Raw genomic sequence first — 21,441 nt, forward strand, 5'->3', positions numbered from 1 at the left:
CTAGCGGTGGGCGCGCGTGTCCTGCAGGCGCTTGATGAACCAGCGCGACTGCTCAGGACCGTACGGCAGGATCGGGATCGCCTTGGTGGCGTCATCCGGTGTTTCCCGCGTGGCCTGGATTGCCTGCCGTACTGCGGTGGTCATGGTGTTGGCCATGGTCTTGACGAACTGGTCGCTGCACGGCTCGCCGTGACCCGGGACCAGGAACTCGTAGCGGTGCCGCAGCGCGGACAGGTGCCGGAGGGCATCGGCCCAGTCTTCCGGGAACGAATCCTCGAAGGAGGGGTGGGATCCCTGTTCCACGAGGTCGCCGGCGAAGACCGTGCTCGACGTGCCGACCAGGAGGTCGCCGTCGGTGTGTCCGCGGCCCAGGTAGAACAAGGTGGCGACCTGTCCGCCAAGGTCCACGAGGACCGGCTGGTCCTTGACGATCGCGTTCGGGACTACGAGCTCGACGTCGGTGCCCTCCCCCGCCGCCATTTCCGGCTCGGCCAAGGTCACGAACCGGCGCTGCTCGTCGCCGTTCTCCTCGATTTCCGCGGCGCAGTTCTCGTGCGCCCAGAATTCCGTGACGCCGTCGGCGGCGAAAACGGCGTTCCCGAAGAAGTGATCGTAGTGGGCGTGGGTGTTGACGACGACGAGCGGCAACCCGGTCTTTTCCCGCACGGCGGCCAGGATTTCGCGGCCCTGCCGGGGCCCGCCGCCGGTGTCGATCACCATGGCGCGCTCAGTGCCGACCACCAGCCCCGTGTTGAGCCAAGAATCTTGTGTTGTCAGTACGTAGTTGTCCGGACCGACTTCGAGCCATCGTGACATTAAATCTCCGTAATTCAGACGCTATTCCGGCGTTGTTGGTGCGCTGTCCAGGCCTCAATTCTACCTGTGAAGGCTGGCAAATCCCGGAGGGCATGCCCGTCCCGCGCCACATTGGGCGGGTGGACCCGACTGCCCTCCCGCCCCAACGCCCGGCGTCCCCGGGCAATGCTCACATGTCCGCGAGCGCCGACCCCGGGTTCTCGATCGCGTCGGCGACATAGCGCAGGAAGCCCCCTGCCGTGCCGCCGTCGCACACGCGGTGGTCGAAAGTGAGCGTCAGTTCGGTGACCTTGCGGACTGCGAGTTCCCCGTTGACCACCCAGGGCTTGTCGATGATCCGCCCGACGCCGAGGATCCCCACCTCCGGGTGGTTGATGATCGCGGCGGAGCCGTCCACACCGAACACGCCGTAGTTGTTCAGCGTGAATGTGCCGCTGCCCAGTTCCGCCGGGGTCGCCTTGCCGTCGCGGACGACGGCGGTGAGGCGGCGGATCTCGGCGTCCAGCTGGCGGGCGCTGAGCTTGTCCGCGTTGCGCACTGACGGCACCATCAGCCCGCGGTCGGTCTGCGCCGCGAAACCGAGATTGACGCCGTCGAACTCCACGATTTCCTGGCTGGCGCCGCCGGTGGTGTCCTCGGTGGTGACGATCCTGGTGTTGAGCGCGGGGTACTTCTTCAGCCCGGCGACGACGAACCGGGCGATGAACGCCAGCAAACCCGGAGTGTTCTCCGGATCGGACTTCTTCAGCGCGGCACGCAGTTCCACGAGCGCCGTGGCGTCCACGTCCACCCACACCGTGGCTTCCGGGATTTCGGAGCGGCTGCGGGTCATGTTCGCCGCGACGGCCTTCCGCACGCCGCGGACGGCGGTGCGTCCGGCGATGCCCAGCCCGGTGCGGGCATCCGTATCCGCAGTGGCGGTGGTTGAGGACGCCGAAAACGCCAGGACTGGCGCCTCGGCAGGCTCAACCCCCGGGCGCTCAACGGCCGGGGCTGGCTTGATGACCGCCTCGACGTCCCGGCGCATGATGAGCCCGCTGGCACCCGACCCCTGGAGTCCCCCCAAATCAACCCCATGATCGCGCGCCATCCGGCGGACCAGCGGAGAAATAACGGCTCCCAGTTTCCCGGGAACCCGGGTGCGCAGGAGCAACAGGTCATCGGCAGCCGTCTCGGCCTCCGGCACCCGGGGCGCCGCCGGAGCAGTCCCAACAGTCCCCTTAGGAGCCCGGGTCCGCCGGGCAACCCCATGCCCGCCAGGAGTCCCGTACCCAATCAGGACATTCCCCGACCCGGCCTTCTCCTCCTCGCGGTATGCCTCAGCGGCAGCTGCAGCAGGCGAGTCGGCAGCAGCGTCAGGAGAAGAACCTGCAGCGGCGCCGGACTGGGCGACAGCAGGTGAGCCAGCAGCGAAACCCGCCGACGCAGGCGATGCCGCCCCGGGAGTGGCATCGGGCCTTCCGGAGCCGGCAGCATCGTCCGCAGGACGAATGCTGTCCGGCGAAGGGGCGGGGGCGGCATCGCCTGTGGCGGCGCCACCAGCGGAGACAACGGCGCCGACCGGCATCACCGAGATCAGCGGCTTGCCGACGTCGAGCGTCTGGCCGGGCTCTCCGTGCAAGACGGCGACGGTGCCGGCGTACGGCGAGGGCACCTCCACCATGGACTTGGCGGTCTCGACCTCGGCGATCGGCTGGTCCACGCGGATCTCGTCACCCACGGCCACGAGCCAATTGACGAGTTCGGCCTCGGTGAGGCCTTCGCCGAGGTCCGGCAGGAGGAATACTTTGGGTTCGCTCATGGTCAGTCTTCCCACTGGAGGTCGTCAACGGCGTCGAGGATGCGGTCCACGCCGGGCAGATAGTAGTGCTCGAGCTTCGGCGCCGGGTAGGGCACGTCGAAGCCGGTGACGCGGCGGATCGGCGCGGCCAGGTGGTGGAAGCAACGTTCCTGGACCCGGGCCACGATTTCCGAGGCCACGGACGCGAAGCCATGGGCCTCGGCGATCACCACGGCGCGGCCGGTCGTGCGGACCGAGGCGCAGACGGTCTCGTCGTCGAACGGCACGATCGAGCGGACGTCAATCACCTCGAGGGAGCGGCCTTCCTCGGCGGCGGCGGCCGCGGCGGCGAGTGCCGTCGGGACGGAGGGCCCGTAGGCGATCAGCGTGGCGTCGGTGCCCGGGCGGGCGACGGCGGCGCGGCCCTCGGAGGAGGTGCCGCGTTCGGTGTTCGCGGCGTGCTCGGCGCGCAGCGCGTCCAGGTCCACCTGGTCCTTGGACCAGTACAGCTTCTTGGGCTCCATGAACATGACGGGGTCGTCGGAGTCGATGGCTTCGCGGAGCATCCGGTAGCCGTCCGCGACCGTGGCCGGGGTGAACACCTTCAGGCCTGCGGTGTGGGCGTAGTAGGCCTCGGAGGAGTCGCAGTGGTGCTCCACTCCCCCGATGCCGCCCGCGTAGGGAACCCGGATGACGATGGGCAGCTTTACGGCGCCCTTGGTGCGGTTGTGCATCTTGGCGACGTGGCTGACGATCTGTTCGAAGGCCGGGTACGCGAAGGCGTCGAACTGCATCTCGATGACCGGGCGCATCCCGTTCATGGCCATGCCCACAGCCATGCCGACGATGCCGGATTCGGCCAGCGGGGTGTCGAAGCAGCGGCTGGTCCCGAACGTCTTGGTCAGGCCGTCGGTGATGCGGAAGACGCCGCCGAGCATGCCGACGTCCTCGCCGAAGACCAGGACCGACTCATCGGCGTGCATGGCGTCGGCCATCGCGGTGTTCAGGGCCTTGGCCAGGGTGATGGTCTGCGGGCCGGTCTTCTCGGCCTCAACCGCAGCCCGGGCGGCCGCACGGGCCGTGGCAGCGCTGACGTTGCCGTTTGCCTCGGAGGACGTGGTGACGGTGGGGCTCATTTTGCTGCCCCCTTTGAAGTGGATGCGGTTGCGGTGGATGCGGCGTCGCGGGCCAGTTCGTCGGCGAGCATGGCGGACTGCTCCTTCAGTTGCGGCGTGGTGGTGGAGAAGACGTATTTGAAGAGGTCCAGCGGCTCCACCGGAACCTCTTCGCTGAGGCCTTCGCGCAGCTGGGTGGCGACGGCTTCGGCCTTGTCGGCGATCCGGGCGGCACCGTCGTCGTCGAGGAGGCCGCGGTGGGTCAGGTAGGTCTTCATCCGGCTCAGCGGGTCCTTGGCCACCCATTCGGCGACTTCGCTGTCCTGCCGGTAACGGGTGGCGTCGTCGGCGTTGGTGTGTGCCTGCATCCGGTAGGTGTGGGCCTCCACGAGCAGCGGGCCCGAGCCTTCCCGGGCGAGCTTGACCGCCCGGCCCAGGACCGCGAGCAGTGCGACGACGTCGTTGCCGTCCACGCGTTCGCCGGCCATGCCATAGCCGACGGCTTTGTGCGCGAGCGACGGCGCGACTGACTGGTGCGCGAGCGGCACGGAGATCGCGTACTGGTTGTTCTGGACGAAGAAGACCACCGGCAGATGGAAGACGGCGGCGAAGTTCAAGGCCTCATGGAAGTCGCCTTCACTTGTGGCGCCGTCGCCGCACATGGCCAGGACCACGGTGTCCTCGCCGCGCAGCTTGGCCGCGTGCGCGACGCCGACGCCGTGCAGCAGTTGGGTGGTCAGCGGTGTGCACTGGATGCCGACCTTGTGCCGGGAGGGGTCGTAGCCGCCGTGCCAGTCGCCGCGGAAGAGCGTCATGGTCTGGACGGGGTCCACGCCGCGGGCCATCACGGCCACGGAGTCGCGGTACGTGGGGAACATCCAGTCGCCCTCGGACAGGCACAGCGCCGCGGCGACCTGGCAGGCCTCCTGGCCGTGGCTCGAGGGGTACACGGCCATCCGGCCCTGCCGGACCAGGGCGGAGTTCTGGTCATTGACGCGCCGGCCGACGACGAGCTGTTCGTAGGCGGCGAGCAGTTCGGCGTCGCCGGGCAGGCTGTATTCGTGCCCCGGCTGGGTGCCCTGCTCGGTGTGGGGGTTCAGTGTCCCGTCCGGGCCGACCATCTGGATTTGGTGGCGGGCCGGGAGCATGTAGTCCTCAACCGTGATGCCGAACTTGCGCACAGCCTCGCTGGCAGCATCTTGCTGCGCGGGCTGCTGCGCAGTCTGGTCTGCGGAGATCGTCATTGGTCCGTCCTTCTGTAGCCACTAATCTTTCCCAGTATGCTGCCAGCCGATGTTTCGTATCCACCTCCGCAGCAAATCGTGGAGAAGTCCACAAATTTGCCCTAATCTGGAAGACAAATCGTAAGTGTGAGCTGGATTACCGGCGGGGGTTGTAGACGAATGGCAGAGCTCGAGCCGGACCAGGTGGCGGTGCCGCTTGACGATGTGGACCGGAACATCATTGCGGAGCTGACCCGGGACGGCCGGATGTCCGTGACACAGGTGGCGGAGAACGTCCACATATCCCGCGCCCACGCCTACACCCGGATTGCCCGGCTCACCGGCGAAGGCGTGTTGACCAAGTTCACGGCGCTGGTGGATCCGATCAAGGCCGGCCTGAAGTCGTCCGCCTACGTCACGCTGAAGGTGCGCCAGCATTCCTGGCGCGAGCTGCGCGAACTCCTGCGCGCCATCCCCGAGGTGCACCACATTGCGCTGGTGGGCGGGGACTTCGACGTGATCCTGCTGGTGCGCGCGGTGGACAACATCGACCTGCGCCGGGTGATCTTCGACCAGCTGCAGTCCATGCCCGGGGTCCTGGACACCCAGACGTTCCTGGTTTTTGAAGACTTGGATACGCGCTAGCTGACGAACTCTTTCATCCAGGCCCGGAGCTCTTCGCCGAACTCCACCCGGTCGGCGGCGATCGAGATGACCGCCTTGAGGTAGCTCAGTTTGTCTCCGGTGTCGTACCGGCGGCCCCTGAACACCACGCCGTAAACGCCGCCGCCCTCGCAGTCGGACACGGCGAGGGTCTGGAGCGCATCGGTGAGCTGGATTTCGCCGCCGCGGCCCGGAGAGGTTTCCTCGAGGACGTCGAATATCTCCGGATGCAGGACGTACCGGCCGATCACGGCCAGATTGGACGGGGCATCGGCGACGTCGGGCTTCTCCACGAGGCGGTTGACCCGGACATGCTCCTCGCCCGGTATCGCCGAGATGTCGGCACAGCCATAGGCGCTTATTTCGGCCGGATCCACCTCGATCAAGGCGACGACGGAACCTCCGGTCCTGGCCTGGACCCCGATCATGGCGGTCAGCAGCTCGTCCCGCTCGTCGATCAGATCGTCGCCGAGCAGCACGGCGAACGGTTCATCGCCCACGTGCTGGCGGGCGCACAGGACCGCGTGGCCGAGCCCTTTGGGGTCCCCTTGGCGCACGTAGTGCAGCGGGCCCAGTCGCGAGGCGTGGCGGACGGCCTCCAGCCGGTCAAGGTCGCCCTTGAGCTCGAGGGCGCGTTCGAGCGAGGGCTCGCGATCGAAGTGGTCCTCCAGCGCGCGCTTTTGGCGCCCGGTAACCATGAGCAGATCCGTCAGCCCGGCCCGGACGGCCTCCTCCACAACGTATTGGATCGCCGGCTGGTCGACCACCGGAAGCATTTCCTTGGGCATTGCCTTCGTGGCAGGCAGGAAGCGCGTTCCCAATCCCGCGGCGGGTATGACAGCTTTAGTTACAGATTTCCCCAGAGTCATAACCGAACATTACAAGCGGGTTCCGGAAATGAGAATGCTTCGGGGCAAAGACAAGTAGTGGACATTCCCGGTCCCGGGTCCCGCGCCGGGGCGCCTGTCAGCCTTTGAAAACCGGGGAGCGCTTCTCCTGAAAGGCGCGGAAACCCTCTGCGTAGTCCTCGCTCTTGCACAGCCGCGCCTGCTCGGCGTTCTCCTCTTCCATGGCCTCCCACAGCCCAAGGCGCTGGTCCCTGATGTGCGCCACGAGCTCCTTGCTGGCGTTGAATGCCCCGGTCGCGCCGGTCGCCACAGAGGCCACGATGGCGCGGGTGTTCTCCAGCAGTTCCGCGGCGGGCATCGCCCGGCTGAACAGGCCCTGCGCCACGGCGTCGGCGCCGCTCATGAGCTCGGCGGTATAGATCAGGTCCAGGGTCCGGTGCATGCCGAGGCGCTCGGTGAAGTACCAGTGCCCGCCGGAATCCAGTGTCGCGCCGAGCTTTGCGAACGGTGAACCGAATTTGGCGTTCTCCGCCACGTAGACCACGTCAGTGGCCAGCAGCAGGCCGAGTCCCACGCCGAGGCACGCGCCCTGGGCCGCGGCGAACGTGGGCGCGGGGAAGGCGCTCATCTTCTTGAGGAGCGGCTGGACGAGGCCGCCCAGGTAGGCCTGGGCGTCGTCGCTCTCCGGGGTCACGCCGGCAATGTCGCGGCCGGCGCAGAAGGCGCGTCCCTCGCCGCGGAGCAGCAGTGCCCGGACCTCGCCGCGTGCGGCGGCGTCAGCGGCGTCGTCGTAGGCCCGGGACAAGTCCGCCAGTGCCTGTTCGTCGAGGGAGTTCAGCTTGTACGGCGCGTCGAGCACTACTTCGGCGACGCCGTCGGCGATGGACAGGGAAATCATGGGACTCCTTGGATTGGGAAAGGCCTAGACGTCGAAGTCGACCGTGACTTCCGGGGTGGTGGGGTGGGACTGGCAGGTCAGGACGTAGCCCTTGTCGAGCTCGTCCTGCTCCAGGGCGTAGTTCTCGTCCATGGTGACCTTGCCGGTCACCACCTTGGCGCGGCAGGTGCCGCAGACGCCGCCGGCGCACGCGAACGGCACATCGGGGCGGACCCGGAGGGCTGCGTTGAGGATCGATTCCCGGGCGTGAGTGGGGCTTGCGACCTCGCCCTGCAGGCCGTCCAGCTTGAACGTGATCTTGTAGGTGTCCTGCGACTCGTCGGCGATGACGGGCCGGCCGATGTTGCCTTCGGGACGGTCCGGCTTGCCGGAGGTGAACAGTTCGAACCGGACATGTTCCGGGGCGACGCCGCGGGCGGCGAGGGTGTCCCTGCAGAGCTGGACGAGTTCGAACGGGCCGCAGAGGAACCATTCGTCGACGTCGTCGGCATGGATGGCGGTGCCCAGCAGCGCCTGGAGCTTCTCGGCGTCGATCCTGCCGCTGAGCAGCGGCGCGATCCGCTGTTCACGCGAGAGCACGTGGTGCAGCGCCAGCCGGGCCGGGTACTTGTCCTTCAGGTCCGCGAGTTCCTCAAGGAACATCACGTCCATGGCGGCCTTGTTGGCGTAGATGAGGTCGAAGCGGGTCTCCGGGTGGGCCGCCAGCAAGGTGCGCGCGATGGCGATCACGGGAGTGATGCCGGAGCCGGCGGCGATGGCCACGAACGAGCCCGGCTCCCCCGCCAGCTCTTCCGGGTGGTTCATGGAATTCATGACGTTCTGCTCGACGGGCTTGCCGTCACGGCCGTGTTTGGAGACAAACGCGCCCATGGGGCTCATGACGTCCAGGACGTCGCCTGCCTTGAGCTCGGCGTTGGCCCACGTGGAGAACAGGCCGCCGAGGTCCTTCTTGATGGCCACCCGGATTTCGCTGCTGCCGTCCTCGAAGCTGCGCGGTTCGGCGCAGATCGAGTAGCTGCGGCGGATCTCATGCGGCTGGCCGTCGGCGTCGGGCAGGGTGGTGCGCAGCGCGACGTACTGGCCCGGCAGGTAGTCGAACTGCCCCGCGAGCTCGGCCGGAACGCCGAACGTCACCTCGATGGCGTCATCGGTGAGCCGGCGGACTTCGTCCACCGTCAGGGCGTGGAAGGACGCACGACGGCGGCCGGTGGCTGCGGCCGACTCGGCGGCGGTCTGGCGGACAACAGTCATGGAGGCACCTGTTCCTTACAAAACTTTGAAGTAGTCGAACGGTTCCTTGCAGTCCTGGCACACATAAAGGGCCTTGCAGGACGTGGAACCGAAGCGGGTGAGTTCTTTGGTGTTCAGCGATGAGCACTGGGGGCATTTGACGGCGAGGGACAGCCGCACCGGTCCGGCGTGGCGCACCGCGTTGGAGTGGCCGGAGGGCGGCGCGATGCCGTACTCCTCCAGCTTGGCCTTGCCGTCCTCGCTCATCCAGTCCGTGGTCCAGGCCGGGGACAGGACGAGTTCGACCTGGACGCTGGGGTACCCTGCGCGGTGGAACGCCGCGGTGAGGTCATCCCGGATGGTGTCCATGGCGGGGCAGCCGGAGTAGGTCGGGGTGATGGTGACGTGGACGGCGGGAACCATGCCGCCGTCGTCAGCGCTTGGTTCCTTCGTCACCTGGACGTTGCGCAGGATACCCAGGTCCTCGATGGTGAGGACCGGGATTTCAGGGTCGCAGACGGTGGCGGCCACCGCCCAGGCTTTCGCCTGGGCGGTGTTGCCCTGGGCGGCATCGCGGCGCCCCGGGGTGTCCGGATGGGAGACAAACATGTCCATCGTGGTTACCAGCTGGCTCCGGGGTACTCGCGGGCGAGCACCTGCATTTCGGCGAGGAGGTAGCCGAGGTGTTCGGAGTGCAGGCCGCGGCGGCCTCCGCCGGGGGCGGGCTGCACGTGGGGGACCTCAAGCTCTGCTTCGGCCAGGACCTCGCCGGTGAGCCGGTCGAAGTCCTCGCGCAGGCTCGACGGCTGCGGCGCGGCGCCGGCTTCGCTGAGCCGTCCGGTGAGCTCGTCGTCGCGGAACAGCTCATCCACGTAGGGCCAGATGACCTTGAAGCCGTGGATCATCTTCTCGCGGGATTCGTCCGTACCCTGGGCCAGGCGCAGGACCCACTGGGCACTGTGGTCCCGGTGGTAGTCCACTTCCTTGACCGCCTTGGCGGCGATGCCGGCCAGGGTGGCGTCGGTGGAGGACGTCAGCCGGCGGTAAAGCTCGAACTGGTAGTAGCTGACCACGAACTGCCGGGCGATCGTGACGGCGAAGTCGCCGTTGGGCTGCTCGAAGAGCTCCGCGGAGCGGAACTCGTGCTCGCGGCGGAAGTAGGCGAGATCGTCTTCGCTGCGGCCGTCCAGGCCGCCGGCGTAGCTCAGGAAGGACCGGGCGTGGCCGAGCTGGTCCAGGGCGATGTTGCCCAGCGCGATGTCCTCTTCGAGCTCTGGCGCACGGGAGATCCAGTGGCCCAGGCGCTGGGCCAGGATCAGGGCGTCGTCGCCCACGCGCAGGGCGAACTCGGCGACGTCGTCGCTCGGCTTCGCGGCGCCGCGGCTCACGGCAAGGGCGATGTCCTCCGGGCGGAGGGCGTTGCCGGGGGTGATGCGCGTTGCGCTGGCGGCGCCGTCGCCGCTGGCGCCGGCACCGGAGACGCCGACGGAGATGTCGCCGTGGCCGACGGTATCTGTCTCTGCGGGTGCCGCAGCTGCGGCAGTTTCGGCGGTGCTCACAGGTGCTTCACTCCCTCGCTCTTGGTGTAGTACGTGGCGTGGCGGTAGTCCTTGCCCTGCGGGGACTCAAAGAAGGACCCCTTGGAATCGGGATCGCTGGACGCGATGGCCTCGGCGGGAACCACCCAGATGGACACCCCTTCGTTCCGCCGGGTGTAGAGGTCACGGGCGTTCCGCAGGGCCATGGCCGCGTCGGGTGCGTGCAGGGATCCTGCGTGGACGTGGGACAGGCCGCGGCTGGAGCGGACGAACACTTCCCAGATCGGCCAGACGTTACCTGCGTGAGGTTCGGGGGTGGTCATGCTGCGGATTCCTTCTCTGCTTGCTTGCGGCTCTGTTTTTCGGCATACGCCGCTGCGGCTTCGCGCACCCAGGCGCCGTTCTGGTGGGCTTCGCGGCGCCGTTCGAGGCGCTGGGCGTTGCAGGGGCCACGGCCGGCGAGGACTTCGTGGAATTCATCCCAGTCCAGCGGCCCGTGCTCCCATTTCTTGGTTTCCTCGTTGAAACGGATGTCCTTGTCCGGGAGCGTGAGCCCGAGGACCTTGACCTGCTCCATCATCATGCCGACAAAGCGGTTGCGGAGCTCGTCATTGCTGAAACGCTTGATGTTCCAGGCCATGGACTGCTTGGAGTTGGGCGAATCGTCATCCGGCGGGCCGAACATCATCAGGGCCGGGGCGTACCAGCGGTTCACCGCGTCCTGGGCCATCTGCTTCTGTTCGGGGGTGCCGTTAGAGAGTTCCAGCAGGATCTCGAAGCCCTGGCGCTGGTGGAAGGATTCTTCCTTGCACACGCGCACCATGGCCCGGCCGTAGGGGCCGAAGGACGCGCGGCACAGCGGCACCTGGTTGGCGATCGCGGCGCCGTCGACCATCCAGCCGATGGCGCCCATGTCGGCCCAGGTGCGGGCCGGGTAGTTGAAGATGGAGGAGTACTTGGCCTTGCCGTCCATCAGGTCCTGCATCATCGCATCACGCGGCTGGCCGAGGGTTTCGGCCGCGGAGTAGAGATAGAGGCCGTGGCCTGCCTCGTCCTGGACCTTGGCCATGAGGATGGCCTTGCGCTTGAGGCTCGGGGCGCGTGAAATCCAGTTGGCCTCGGGCTGCATGCCGATAATCTCCGAGTGCGCGTGCTGCGAGATCTGGCGCAGGAGCGTCTTGCGGTAGGCCGGCGGCATCCAGTCGCGCGGCTCGATCCGGGAATCCTCCGCCATGACTTTGTCGAAGTATGCCTGGCCCTCGGCGTCGCGCCGGGCCGCGTCCTCGAGGCTCTGTTCATGCCGTGCCGGCGATGGCTCGGCGGGCACTGACTGCAGGGTCTGCGATGCCATGGTTGCTCCTATGAATTTCCGATAAATAATTACCGACCGTTCGTTCAGGATATGCGGAAGGCCGGAGATGCGTCAAGCACCGCAGACCCGGCTGCGGCTCCCCTCGGGCGCGGAAAATAAGCGCACGTCCGGAGAGGGCCCCGCCCGCGGGTTCGTGCGCAGGCGCGATGTCCGCGGATACAGGGATCGCGCGCAGAGGCCCAGCGCACAGAAGGCCTGCATGCCTCGCCAGGGCGCGCGGGATCCACGAGGGTTCCACGGGTGACGCATGACGGCGGCAACCGCCTCTCGGCGCGCACCGCGCGTACGGCGCCCAACGCGCGTACGGCATGCCGCGCGTACGGCCCGTCCGGGCCGCTGCCCGCGCGTACGGCCGCTGCCCGCGCGGGATCCGGCTATCGCACTGCCGCGCGACGTCCGGCATTCATGGGCGCCGCCACAGAGAACGACGCCGCCAATCCCCGCCGGCGCGGCGAGGAAGCCGGCGCAAGCTTAGGCCGCGAGCCTCCGGGGCCGGGGCGCCGGGGCATTTTCCGCCGGCGCCAGGATGCTGAGCTGGCATTCGGACTGGAGCGGATCAATGGCGGGCGGGAGGTGATGGGAGGCCGAGCACTCCCGGAGCTGCTCGAGGGCCGCCGGTTCCACGCGGGCGTGGCTGATATCCAGCACCAGGTGGAGTCCTTCTTTGAGGTGGTTTGCCCTTTTAACCACTACGTACAGGGCTTGGAGGCTCCTCGCCGTCACATGTCCCTGCGCTGCTACTTCTGCCTGACCGCAATCGAGGTCAAGCCTGACAAGAACCCGGAGTTTGTGGTTCAAACGATTCCCCTGTTCGTGCATTTACTGCCTGGCCGCGACGCTGCGACCGCTTTGGCCGCGACGCTGCGACCGCCCCCCAGCCTAGGCAGGGAGTGTGACGTAGGCAACAGTCCGCTTCATATCGGGGAAACCGCGCGTTATCTGCGGCTTTGTTGGGCCGAAAGTGTTGATCACCGGCCCCGGTGTACTGTAGTGGGGCCGCCACGGCGCCCGTCCGGCACCCGGCAATGGTCCAGATGGCTACCGGGTACGAAGCCCGGCCGACATAGAGGAACACATGACAGACCCCTTCGAAACCGCAGACCACATCCCCGGGCCCGGGTCCCGCGAGCGGCGCCCCGCACGGAAACGCCGGGGCCGCACGGTGCTGATCGCCGTCGCCGTGGTGGTGGCGCTCGTCGCGGTCGTGGCCGGCGGCTACCTCTTCAACCTCGCCCGCACCTTCGACTCGGGCACCAGCAAGATTGACCAGGCCTTCCCGGACGAGTCCACGCGCCCGCAGAAGACGGGCACGGCGATGAACATCCTGGTGATGGGCAGCGACAGCCGCGGCGCCACCGAGTCAGATGCCGGCGGCGGCACGCCCACGAACCAGCGCGCGGACACGCTGATGCTCATGCACATCCCGGCGGACCGCAAGAACATCTACACGATGTCCATCATGCGCGACCTCTGGGTCAACATCCCCGGGCACGGCGAGGCGAAGATCAACTCCGCGCTGGCCCTGGGCGGCACGCCCCTGATGGTGCAGACCGTCGAGTCGATTTTCCAGCAGCGCATCGATCACGTCGCGATGATCGACTTTGAGGGCTTCAAGGGCCTCACCGACGCGCTGGGCGGGGTGACCGTGAACATCAAGGTGCCGTTCAGCTCCACCGCGCTTCCGGGCCAGTCTTTCGCCCCGGGCCAGCACACCTTCAACGGAACCGAAGCTTTGGCGTTCGTGCGCGAACGCCACGCCTACGCTGACGGCGACTACCAGCGCGTCCGCAACCAGCAGGAGTTCCTGCGGGCCATCATCAAGAAGTCGATTGCCGGCCAGACGCTGAGCAACCCGATCACGATCAACAACATGGTGGGCGCCGTCTCGCCGTTCGTCACCGTGGACAAGTCCCTGGATTCAGGAGCCGTGGCGGGTCTGGCCCTTGAACTCAAGGACATTCGGGCGCAGAATGCCGTCATGTTCACGCTCCCGACCGGCGGCATCGGAACATCCTCCGACGGCCAGTCGATCGTCGTGACCGACCCGAACGCGATCCAGGCCATCTCCGGCGCGATGGCCTCGGACACCTTGGGCGATTACGTCGCGGCGAACAAGTTCGAGAACGGCAACTGATTCCCGCCACCTGATCCGGGGCGGCGGGCCCTTGGGCCCATGGTCGGCGGCGGGCGGCAATGGTAGCGTCCGCTCATGGGGAGCGCTCAGGAGCCGGCAGCCGAGGCTTCCGCGGCGTCCCCGCCGCCTCCGCCGTCTCCCAAGGCCGGAACCGGCCGACGTCGGCTAGTGCTGCTTCTGGGCGTGCTGCTCGTGCTCGCCGTCGCTGCCTCGGCCGCGGTGTTCGTTCTCACCCGTTCCCGGCCGGGGCCGTCGGGAGCCACGGCGCCGGCCGCCAGCCCGGCTGCCGTGCCATCGGCGCCGCCCAGTCCTACGCCCACGCCGGAACCACCCGCCGCCGCCCTTAACATCCTGCTGATCGGAAGCGACAGCCGGGTCAATGCGCGGGCGGCGGCGGCCGCCGGCAGCACCTCCGACCAGCGCGGGGATGCCCTCATTTTCATCCACCTTCCGGCGGACCGGCAGAGCATCTACGGCTTCTCGATCATGCGCGATCTCTGGGTCGACATCCCCGGCCACGGCGAGGCGAAGGTGAACGCCGCACTTGAACTGGGCGGGCTGCCCCTGATGACCCGGACGGTAGAGGCGCTCCTTGGTGCGCACATCGACCACACGGTCATGCTTGATTTCCAGGGGTTCGCGGCCCTGACAGACGCGCTCGGCGGTGTCGACGTCGACATCAAGCAGCCGTTCACCGGCACCGTGGATGACAAAGTGCGTTTTCCGGCGGGCGTGAACCGGCTCAACGGACTGCAGGCCCTGGCTTTTGTCCGCGAGCGCCATGCCTTCCCTGACGGCGACTACCAGCGGGTGCGGAACCAGCAGACGTTCCTGAAGGCCGTGATGGCCAAGATGGCCTCCGACGGCGGCCTGGCGGACCGCGATACCGTCCGGAAACTCGTCACGACGGTGCTGCCGCATGTGACCCTGGATGCGAGCTTCACCCCGGCGTCGCTGGAGGAGCTCGCCTTCAGCCTCCGCAAAACGGCGCCCGGGCGTGGCGTGTTCTTCACGCTCCCGACCTCCGGCACCGGGACCAGCCGGGACGGCCAGTCGATTGTCCTGCAGGACCGTGCCGCGACCGCCGCGCTCTCCGCCGCGCTGGACTCGGGAACGCTCGCCCGCTACGTGGCGGCCAACAATCTGCAGAACGGCAACTGAAGCGCCGCTCTTCGGTACATTGGGTCCATGACCCAGACACCCGTCCAGCCGTCCCCGCAGCCTCCTGTCGCCCGGAAAGTCCCCTCGGTGCGCACCCACCACGGCGACTCCTTCGAGGACAACTACGAGTGGCTCCGGGACAAGGAATCCGCAGAGGTCGTGGACCTGCTCAAGGCGGAGAACGCCTACCAGGAGGCGGTGACCGCGCACCAGGAGCCGCTCCGCGAGGCCATCTTCCAGGAAATCAAGGGCCGCACCCAGGAAACAGACCTCTCCGTCCCCAACCGCAAGGATGGCTGGTGGTACTACACCCGATCGGTCGAAGGCAAGGAGTACGGCATCCACTGCCGCGTGCGCGGCCAGGACACCGGGGACCGCGTCGCGGACTGGACTCCGCCGGCGGTCGAGGCAGGCGTCGTGATTCCCGGCGAGGAGGTCCTCCTCGACGGCAACATCGAGGCGGAGGGCAAGCCGTTCTTCGCCGTGGGCGGGGCCGCAACGACCATCGACGGCACCCTCTACGCCTATGCCGTGGACAACGCCGGCGACGAGCGTTTCACGCTGCGCATCAAGGACCTCCGCACCGGCGAGCTGCTGCCGGACGTGATCGAGAACGTCTTTTACGGCATCTCCTTCTCCCCCGACGGCAGCCGGATCTTCTACACCGTGGTGGACGACTCCTGGCGGCCGTACCAGGTCAAGTCCCACGTGCTCGGCACCCCCGTCAGCGAGGACGAGGTCATCTATCAGGAGGACGACGTCGCCATGTGGCTCGGCTTCGAGCTCTCCGCCGACCGGCGCCACTTGGTGCTGAGCATCGGTTGCTCCGAGTTCAGCGAAACCCGCCTGCTGCGCTTTGATGACCCCGACGCCGGACTCCGCACCGTGATCTCCCGCGACGAGCGCATCCTGTACGAGGCCGAGCCGTTCCTGCTGGCCGACACCTCCGGCCGCGGCCAGGAAAGGATCCTGCTCACCCACAACAAGGACGCCATCAATTCCATGGTGTCGCTCGTGGACCCGGCCGAGCTCGCGAAGCCGCTCGCCGAGCAGCACTGGAGCACCGTCGTCGCGCATTCCGAGCAGGTCCGGGTCAACGGCGCCGGCGTGACGTCGACCCACGTGGTGGTCTCGATCCGTAAGGACACGATTGAACGGGTCCAGGTCCTGCCCTTGGCCGGACTGGGCACCCCGGAGCAGGGCGCCGCGGTGGAGCCGGCCTTCGACGAGGAGCTGTATACGGCCGGCGTCGCGGGCTCCGACTACGAGGCCCCCGTGATCCGGATGGGCTATACCTCGTACTTCACCCCGTCCCGGGTCTACGACTTCGTGCTGCCGACCCCGGAGCGCCCGGGCGGTGAACTCCTGCTGCGCAAGGAGAGCCCGGTACTGGGCGGCTACTCGCCGTCCGACTACGTCGCCACCCGGGAATGGGCCACGGCCGACGACGGGACCCGCGTCCCGCTCTCGGTCCTCCGGCACGCCTCGGTCCGGCAGGATTCGACGGCGCCCGGCCTCGTGTACGGCTACGGCTCCTACGAGATGAGCATGGATCCGGGCTTCGGGATCCCCCGGCTGTCCCTGCTGGACCGGGGCATCGTGTTCGTGATCGCGCACATCCGCGGCGGCGGCGAGCTGGGCCGGCACTGGTACGACGACGGCAAGAAGCTGCGCAAGAAGAACACGTTCACCGATTTCATCGCCGCGACGGACTGGCTCGCCGGATCCGGCTGGGTGGACCCGGCCCGGATCGCCGCGATGGGGGGCTCCGCGGGCGGCCTGCTGATGGGCGCCGTCGCCAACCTGGCACCGGAAAAGTACGCCGCCATCGTGGCGGCCGTTCCGTTCGTGGACGCGCTGACCACCATCCTGGACCCCGAACTGCCGCTCTCGGCGCTGGAGTGGGAGGAATGGGGCAACCCGATCACCGACCCGGAGGTGTACGCGTACATGAAGTCGTACACGCCGTACGAGAACGTCAGGGCCGTGGCCTACCCGAAGATCGCCGCGGTCACTTCGTTTAATGACACGCGGGTACTTTACGTGGAGCCCGCCAAATGGGTGCAGCGGCTGCGCGAAGTGAACACCGGCAGCGAGCCGATTGTCATGAAGATCGAGATGGAAGGCGGCCACGGGGGCGCCTCGGGCCGGTACGTGCAGTGGCGCGAGCGGGCCTGGGACTACGCGTTCGTGGCCGATTCCCTCGGCGCCACCGAGCTGCTGCCGGGGGCCGGGCTGAAGTAGATCCCCCACCCCCATCGGTTGCTCCGCAGGCGCCCTTTTGGGGGCCCATTAGGGCAGTTGCGGAGCAACCGATCGGGTTGCCTGTTGCCTAATTGGTAATCATGCTTACTATTTACTGGCATGATGGGCACTTCGACGTGGAACCCGGCCGCTGGGGGCGGGGCGTCGCAGAGCTTTGACCGGGCACAGGGTGCCGGAGATGGAGTTTATTGTGAGCGTTGAGCAGGGAATGACCCCGTTGACTGATGATGAGCTGATGGCGCAGGGCGGCACGGCCCTTCCGGACAAGGAAGTTGCGTCCGTCCTGGACCTGAACGCCGACCTCAACTTGGGCATCAGCGCCGCGGCGCCGATCGACCTCGGCGTCGCAGCCAACGCCAACGTTGCCGCCCCGATCGACGCCGGCGCCTCGGCCAACGTTCTCTCCGTCGGGTCCGAATCGCAGGCGCTGGCCGATCAGGGCACCCTCATCAACCAGGGCATCACGGGCGATGCCACGGCGCATTCCGTGCAGGACAGCGGCATCGACCAGGGCACGGGCACCGCCACCGAGCCTGCCTCCACCGACTCGGCCCCGGCCCCGACCCCAGTCACGGATCCGACCACGGACCTGGGCGGCACAGACTTGGGCGGCACGGCCCCGGACCTGGGCGGCGCGCTGCCGACGGATGTCGCCGGTGCCGCCGGTGCTGCTGGGGCCGCTGGTGCCCTGAACGGCAACCTGCTCAATGTCGACGTGAACCTGGACGCCAATGCCGGCATCGCAGCGCCCATCAACGGGGCCGTGGCCGCCAACGCCAACGTGGCAGCGCCGATCGACGCGGCCGTCGGCGCCAACATCGGCTCGATCGACAGCAACGCGTACGCAGTTGCCCACCAGGACGCCATCATCAACCAGGACATCCACGGCGATGCCACGTCCTCGGCCGATCAGCAGTCCACTCTGAAGCAGTAGCACCTCGATGAGCACTGTGCACGGAGGGCCGTCCGAACAGGGCGGCCCTCCGGTCCTGCCTCCCAGCGGCGGCGCTGGAACTGCCGGCGGCACGGCCGCTGAAACTCCTGCTGCAGCTGCCGCCGGGACTGGCCGCCCGGCGTCGTCCGTGGCGGTCAGCCAGCAGCCGGTTCCGGCGCGGGCCGCCGGCATCCAGCTGATCGGCGAGGCGAAGGGCTCCGGCTACAAGGAAGCCCCGTCCCTCGTGCGCCGTTCCGACGGCCAGACCATCCAGCTCACCCGCCTGCTGTACCTCGTGCTCGAGGCGATCGACGGCCGCCGGGACACGGAAGAAATCGCCGAGCACGCCAGCAACAGTTTCGGACGGCTGGTCAGTGCCGATAACGTCCGTACGCTGATTACCTCCCAGCTCCTACCCCTCGGACTCCTCCGGCTGGCTGACGGTTCCGAGCCGGCGGTAAAGAAATCGAACCAGCTGCTGGGTATGCGCTTCCGGTACTCGGTGACCGATCCGGACCGCACCCGGAAGATCACCGCGCCGTTCGCCACGCTGTTCAACCCCTTGATCGTGGTGGCCGTGACCGCGGCCTTCCTGGCCACATGCTGGTGGGTGCTGATGGTCAAGGGGCTGGCGTCGGCCACGCACGAAGCATTCGCCAACCCCGGCCTGGTGCTCCTGATTCTGGTGGTCACCGTGTTCTCTGCCGGTTTCCATGAATTCGGCCATGCCGCCGCTGCCCGCCGCGGCGGGGCAACCCCCGGCGCCATGGGCACAGGACTGTACCTGATGTGGCCGGCCTTCTACACCGATGTCACCGACTCCTACCGGCTCGGGCGGGGCGGCCGCCTCCGCACCGACCTCGGCGGACTGTACTTCAACGCGATCGTAGCCGTCGCGATCATGGGCATCTGGTGGGCCACCGGCTTCGATGCGCTCTTGCTGGTGGTGGTCACCCAGATCCTGCAAATGGTCCGGCAGCTGATGCCGATGGTCCGTTTTGACGGCTATCACATTCTGGCCGACGCCACCGGCGTCCCGGACCTGTTCCAGCGGATCAAACCCACCCTGCTCGCCTTGATACCGTGGCGCCGCACCGACCCCGAAGCCCGGCTCCTGAAGCCCTGGGCGCGGGCGGTAGTCACCATTTGGGTGCTGGTCACGGTTCCCCTGCTGGTCTTCAGCATGGTCACCATGGTGCTGACCCTGCCGCGCGTCCTCGGGACCGCCTGGGACAACGGACTGAAGCAGCAGGCCATGCTCTCCCACAGCATCTCCGCCGGCGACTTCGCCGACGCCGCGGTCCGGGTGATCGCGATCGCCTGCCTGGCACTGCCGGTGCTGGGCATCTTGTACATCCTGCTGCGCCTTCTCCGCCAGCTCGTCACTGGGCTGTGGCAGAAAACCCGCGGCAAGTCGCTGCAGCGGGCTACCGCCATGGTTGCCATCGCGGCCGTTGCCGCCGGCCTCGCGTGGGCCTGGTGGCCCGGCGGCGACACCTACCGCCCCGTCCAGCCCTACGAGCGCGGCACCCTGGCCGACGCCACTGTGGCAGTCTTCCCCGTTGCGGCCACGGGCCGGATGGCGGAGGGCCAGTCAGGAAGGACCGTTGCCCTGTGGCCCGAGGGCGCCCGGAGACCCACGCGCGACGAGCCCCAGCTCAGCATGGTCCTGGTGCCGCGGCAGGCCGGCGCGGCCGGCACCGCAGGTCCTGCGGGCGCCGCAGCGGCGCCGGCTGCCCCTTCCTGGGTTTTCCCGTTCGACAAGCCGGCCGCTCCCCAGGACGACGGCAACCAGTCCCTCGCGGTCAATACCACTGACGGTTCCGTGGTGTACGACGTCGCCTTCGCCCTGGTCTGGGCCGATGACGGCGACACGGTGGACACCAAGAATGAGGCCTACGCCTTCGCGAACTGCGCAGACTGCGCCGCCGTGGCGGTGGGCTTCCAGGTGGTCCTGATTGTGGGCCAGACCGATGTGATCGTCCCGGAGAACCTCTCGGCGTCCGCCAACTACAACTGCGTACGGTGCCTGACCTATGCCCTGGCGAGCCAACTGGTCCTCACCCTCGACGGTCCCCTGAGCAGCGACGGCACGGCCAGGCTCAACGCGCTGTGGCAGGAGATCGCCGCTTACGGTCAGGACCTGCGCAACCGGCCCCTCTCGGAGATCCAGGACCGGCTCAGCGCGTACAAGGAACAGATCATGGCGGTCATCAAAGCCGATCCCAGTGCCAGCCCGGCCGGGTCCTCCGGCAGGGCTCCTGCCACGAGAGGGACCGGCGCGACGCAGGGTGCCGCACCGGGAGCCAGTCCCTCCGCGACACCTGGAGCGACGCCCGGCGCCACGGGAGCCACCCCGGGCAGCACGCAGGCCGCGTCACCGGGTGCCAGCGTGACCACGGCGCCAACCGGCGGTGCTGCGCCGACTGGCGGTGCGGCGTCGTCCGGTCCTGCCCCGGGCTCCGGTGCCACGGTGCCTGCAGAGCAGCAACCGACTGCGCCGGCTCCGGCATCGGGCACGCTCTCACCAGCGCCCGCATCCACCGCGCCGCCCGCACCCTAGGCTGGGACCCTAACGGCACCCATCTGACGCAGATGGCCGCAATGAGGACTTCATTCCGGCCATCTGCGTCAGATTGGCGTTCCGCAAGGTCGGCGCGTCCCGGAGCCCTCAACCGCCGTATACCTCCTGCGGGTCTTTCATTCATCCGCGACGATGGTGTACACCATTTCCGTGGCCGGTTCGTCTTCGTAGTGCCACTCTTCCACCTGCTGTGATTCCAGGCCCACGCCGAGCCGTTGGAGCCCGGCACCCAACACGGAGAGGTAAGACGATGAGATTAACGCTGACACAGTTCCTCACATTGGACGGCGTGGCGCAAGGTCCTGGATCGCCCGAGGAGGACACCAGCGACGGCTTCTCACAAGGAGGTTGGTTCGTCCCCTATCTGGACGAGGATTTCGTCCAGCGGGCGGCGGACTGGCTCGGTGAGGCGGATGCGTTACTGTTCGGCCGTCGGACCTACGACAACTTTGCGAGGGACTGGCCGAGAATCACGGACCCTGATGATCCGTTCTCTGAAAAAATGAACGGATTGCCGAAGTACGTGGCCTCGCGCAGCCTGGCGCAGGCTGGTTGGGCACCGACGACGATCCTGTCCGGGGACGTCCCCGCACAGGTGGCTGAGTTGAAGAGGCAGCCCGGCAGGGAGTTGCAGATCCACGGGAGTGCCCGGCTGGCCCAGTCGCTTCTGGGCGCGGGGATGATCGACGAACTGAGGCTGGTGATTGCCCCGGTGGTGGTGGGGAACGGCAGGCGGCTGTTTCCGGCGGGGGGAGCCCCGGCGGGCCTGCGTCTGGTCCGCAATGAGTCGACGCCCGGCGGACTCGCGATTCTTGTCTATGAGTCGGCAGGGCTTCCGACGTACGGGACCTATGGGCCTGGTTCGTCCGATGGTTGAACC

20 protein-coding genes are annotated in these 21,441 nt (G+C 67.8%); 7 read left to right on the forward strand and 13 right to left on the reverse strand.

What is annotated here, in order from left to right:
- The 4 genes from C9424_RS01860 to C9424_RS01875 form a co-directional block, all read right to left on the reverse strand.
- Positions 1–816: an MBL fold metallo-hydrolase gene (locus C9424_RS01860; protein ID WP_116765228.1), complete on the reverse strand. Its 816-nt coding sequence runs from the start codon at positions 814–816 to the stop codon at positions 1–3.
- Positions 817–985: 169 nt separating this feature from the next.
- The gene (locus C9424_RS01865) at positions 986–2,617 is read right to left on the reverse strand and encodes a dihydrolipoamide acetyltransferase family protein (RefSeq protein WP_116765229.1); all 1,632 of its coding nucleotides are present in this window, start codon (positions 2,615–2,617) and stop codon (positions 986–988) included.
- A 2-nt stretch (positions 2,618–2,619) separates the two neighbouring features.
- On the reverse strand, positions 2,620–3,732 hold the full coding sequence (locus tag C9424_RS01870) for an alpha-ketoacid dehydrogenase subunit beta (protein ID WP_116765230.1): 1,113 nt from the start codon (positions 3,730–3,732) through the stop codon (positions 2,620–2,622).
- Positions 3,729–4,955, reverse strand: coding sequence for a thiamine pyrophosphate-dependent dehydrogenase E1 component subunit alpha (locus C9424_RS01875; protein ID WP_116765231.1), 1,227 nt, complete (start codon positions 4,953–4,955; stop codon positions 3,729–3,731). Before C9424_RS01875 ends, C9424_RS01870 begins: the two co-directional genes overlap by 4 nt.
- Positions 4,956–5,114: 159 nt before the next feature.
- On the opposite strand from C9424_RS01875, the gene C9424_RS01880 reads away from it, so the two are divergent.
- Complete coding sequence (locus C9424_RS01880) at positions 5,115–5,579, forward strand: Lrp/AsnC family transcriptional regulator (RefSeq protein WP_091251190.1); 465 nt, start codon at positions 5,115–5,117, stop codon at positions 5,577–5,579.
- Here C9424_RS01880 and galU read toward each other — a convergent pair.
- The 8 genes from galU to C9424_RS01920 all read right to left on the reverse strand — a co-directional run bounded on the left by galU (position 5,576) and on the right by C9424_RS01920 (position 12,173).
- Positions 5,576–6,466, reverse strand: a complete 891-nt coding sequence (gene galU / locus C9424_RS01885; protein WP_116765232.1) for a UTP--glucose-1-phosphate uridylyltransferase GalU — start codon at positions 6,464–6,466, stop codon at positions 5,576–5,578. The two genes, C9424_RS01880 and galU, sit on opposite strands and share 4 nt — an antisense overlap.
- A gap of 97 nt (positions 6,467–6,563) precedes the next feature.
- A complete protein-coding gene (locus tag C9424_RS01890) occupies positions 6,564–7,343 on the reverse strand; it encodes an enoyl-CoA hydratase/isomerase family protein (RefSeq protein WP_116765233.1) in 780 nt (259 codons plus the stop codon).
- 24 nt (positions 7,344–7,367) lie between these two features.
- Positions 7,368–8,594 carry a 1,2-phenylacetyl-CoA epoxidase subunit PaaE gene (paaE, locus tag C9424_RS01895; protein WP_116765234.1) on the reverse strand — a complete coding sequence of 409 codons (1,227 nt, stop codon included), beginning with the start codon at positions 8,592–8,594 and terminating at the stop codon, positions 7,368–7,370.
- Between the two features lie 15 nt (positions 8,595–8,609).
- Positions 8,610–9,182: a 1,2-phenylacetyl-CoA epoxidase subunit PaaD gene (gene paaD / locus C9424_RS01900; protein WP_116765349.1), complete on the reverse strand. Its 573-nt coding sequence runs from the start codon at positions 9,180–9,182 to the stop codon at positions 8,610–8,612.
- An 11-nt stretch (positions 9,183–9,193) separates the two neighbouring features.
- Positions 9,194–10,132 carry a 1,2-phenylacetyl-CoA epoxidase subunit PaaC gene (gene paaC / locus C9424_RS01905; protein WP_116765235.1) on the reverse strand — a complete coding sequence of 313 codons (939 nt, stop codon included), beginning with the start codon at positions 10,130–10,132 and terminating at the stop codon, positions 9,194–9,196.
- Positions 10,129–10,434 carry a 1,2-phenylacetyl-CoA epoxidase subunit PaaB gene (gene paaB, locus C9424_RS01910; RefSeq protein WP_116765236.1) on the reverse strand — a complete coding sequence of 102 codons (306 nt, stop codon included), beginning with the start codon at positions 10,432–10,434 and terminating at the stop codon, positions 10,129–10,131. Before paaB ends, paaC begins: the two co-directional genes overlap by 4 nt.
- Positions 10,431–11,462 (reverse strand): 1,2-phenylacetyl-CoA epoxidase subunit PaaA, encoded by a 1,032-nt coding sequence (gene paaA, locus C9424_RS01915; RefSeq protein WP_116765237.1) that lies wholly within the window; start codon positions 11,460–11,462, stop codon positions 10,431–10,433. Before paaA ends, paaB begins: the two co-directional genes overlap by 4 nt.
- A 492-nt stretch (positions 11,463–11,954) precedes the next feature.
- The gene (locus C9424_RS01920; RefSeq protein WP_337189802.1) at positions 11,955–12,173 is read right to left on the reverse strand and encodes a hypothetical protein; all 219 of its coding nucleotides are present in this window, start codon (positions 12,171–12,173) and stop codon (positions 11,955–11,957) included.
- 385 nt (positions 12,174–12,558) lie between these two features.
- On the opposite strand from C9424_RS01920, the gene C9424_RS01925 reads away from it, so the two are divergent.
- The 5 genes from C9424_RS01925 to C9424_RS01945 all read left to right on the forward strand — a co-directional run bounded on the left by C9424_RS01925 (position 12,559) and on the right by C9424_RS01945 (position 20,540).
- Positions 12,559–13,617: an LCP family protein gene (locus C9424_RS01925; RefSeq protein ID WP_116765238.1), complete on the forward strand. Its 1,059-nt coding sequence runs from the start codon at positions 12,559–12,561 to the stop codon at positions 13,615–13,617.
- Between the two features lie 75 nt (positions 13,618–13,692).
- Complete coding sequence (locus C9424_RS01930; protein WP_237563240.1) at positions 13,693–14,778, forward strand: LCP family protein; 1,086 nt, start codon at positions 13,693–13,695, stop codon at positions 14,776–14,778.
- Positions 14,779–14,805: 27 nt separating this feature from the next.
- Positions 14,806–17,022, forward strand: a complete 2,217-nt coding sequence (locus tag C9424_RS01935; RefSeq protein WP_116765240.1) for a S9 family peptidase — start codon at positions 14,806–14,808, stop codon at positions 17,020–17,022.
- A gap of 229 nt (positions 17,023–17,251) precedes the next feature.
- Positions 17,252–17,977: a peptidoglycan-binding protein gene (locus tag C9424_RS01940; protein WP_116765241.1), complete on the forward strand. Its 726-nt coding sequence runs from the start codon at positions 17,252–17,254 to the stop codon at positions 17,975–17,977.
- A 7-nt stretch (positions 17,978–17,984) separates the two neighbouring features.
- Positions 17,985–20,540 carry a hypothetical protein gene (locus tag C9424_RS01945; protein ID WP_116765242.1) on the forward strand — a complete coding sequence of 852 codons (2,556 nt, stop codon included), beginning with the start codon at positions 17,985–17,987 and terminating at the stop codon, positions 20,538–20,540.
- A gap of 137 nt (positions 20,541–20,677) precedes the next feature.
- Here the strand turns inward: C9424_RS01945 and C9424_RS21380 are convergent, their stop codons facing one another.
- Positions 20,678–20,830: a hypothetical protein gene (locus C9424_RS21380; RefSeq protein ID WP_161958185.1), complete on the reverse strand. Its 153-nt coding sequence runs from the start codon at positions 20,828–20,830 to the stop codon at positions 20,678–20,680.
- On the opposite strand from C9424_RS21380, the gene C9424_RS01950 reads away from it, so the two are divergent.
- A complete protein-coding gene (locus C9424_RS01950) occupies positions 20,812–21,438 on the forward strand; it encodes a dihydrofolate reductase family protein (RefSeq protein ID WP_116765243.1) in 627 nt (208 codons plus the stop codon). The genes C9424_RS21380 and C9424_RS01950 overlap by 19 nt on opposite strands.
- Positions 21,439–21,441: the final 3 nt, after the last annotated feature.

This window comes from Arthrobacter sp. H-02-3, from assembly GCF_003097355.1.
In the GTDB taxonomy this organism is placed as follows: domain Bacteria; phylum Actinomycetota; class Actinomycetes; order Actinomycetales; family Micrococcaceae; genus Arthrobacter; species Arthrobacter humicola.

Coding starts and splice junctions, on each gene's coding strand:
- C9424_RS01865 (WP_116765229.1), bottom strand. CDS start 2,617: ATGAGCGAACCCAAAGTATTCCTCCTGCCGGACCTCGGCGAAGGCCTC.
- paaD (WP_116765349.1), bottom strand. CDS start 9,182: ATGTTTGTCTCCCATCCGGACACCCCGGGGCGCCGCGATGCCGCCCAG.
- C9424_RS01870 (WP_116765230.1), bottom strand. CDS start 3,732: ATGAGCCCCACCGTCACCACGTCCTCCGAGGCAAACGGCAACGTCAGC.
- paaE (WP_116765234.1), bottom strand. CDS start 8,594: ATGACTGTTGTCCGCCAGACCGCCGCCGAGTCGGCCGCAGCCACCGGC.
- paaB (WP_116765236.1), bottom strand. CDS start 10,434: ATGACCACCCCCGAACCTCACGCAGGTAACGTCTGGCCGATCTGGGAA.
- galU (WP_116765232.1), bottom strand. CDS start 6,466: ATGACTCTGGGGAAATCTGTAACTAAAGCTGTCATACCCGCCGCGGGA.
- C9424_RS01930 (WP_237563240.1), top strand. CDS start 13,693: ATGGGGAGCGCTCAGGAGCCGGCAGCCGAGGCTTCCGCGGCGTCCCCG.
- C9424_RS01935 (WP_116765240.1), top strand. CDS start 14,806: ATGACCCAGACACCCGTCCAGCCGTCCCCGCAGCCTCCTGTCGCCCGG.
- C9424_RS01945 (WP_116765242.1), top strand. CDS start 17,985: ATGAGCACTGTGCACGGAGGGCCGTCCGAACAGGGCGGCCCTCCGGTC.
- paaA (WP_116765237.1), bottom strand. CDS start 11,462: ATGGCATCGCAGACCCTGCAGTCAGTGCCCGCCGAGCCATCGCCGGCA.
- C9424_RS01950 (WP_116765243.1), top strand. CDS start 20,812: ATGAGATTAACGCTGACACAGTTCCTCACATTGGACGGCGTGGCGCAA.
- C9424_RS01860 (WP_116765228.1), bottom strand. CDS start 816: ATGTCACGATGGCTCGAAGTCGGTCCGGACAACTACGTACTGACAACA.
- C9424_RS01890 (WP_116765233.1), bottom strand. CDS start 7,343: ATGATTTCCCTGTCCATCGCCGACGGCGTCGCCGAAGTAGTGCTCGAC.
- C9424_RS01875 (WP_116765231.1), bottom strand. CDS start 4,955: ATGACGATCTCCGCAGACCAGACTGCGCAGCAGCCCGCGCAGCAAGAT.
- C9424_RS01925 (WP_116765238.1), top strand. CDS start 12,559: ATGACAGACCCCTTCGAAACCGCAGACCACATCCCCGGGCCCGGGTCC.
- C9424_RS01940 (WP_116765241.1), top strand. CDS start 17,252: ATGACCCCGTTGACTGATGATGAGCTGATGGCGCAGGGCGGCACGGCC.
- C9424_RS01880 (WP_091251190.1), top strand. CDS start 5,115: ATGGCAGAGCTCGAGCCGGACCAGGTGGCGGTGCCGCTTGACGATGTG.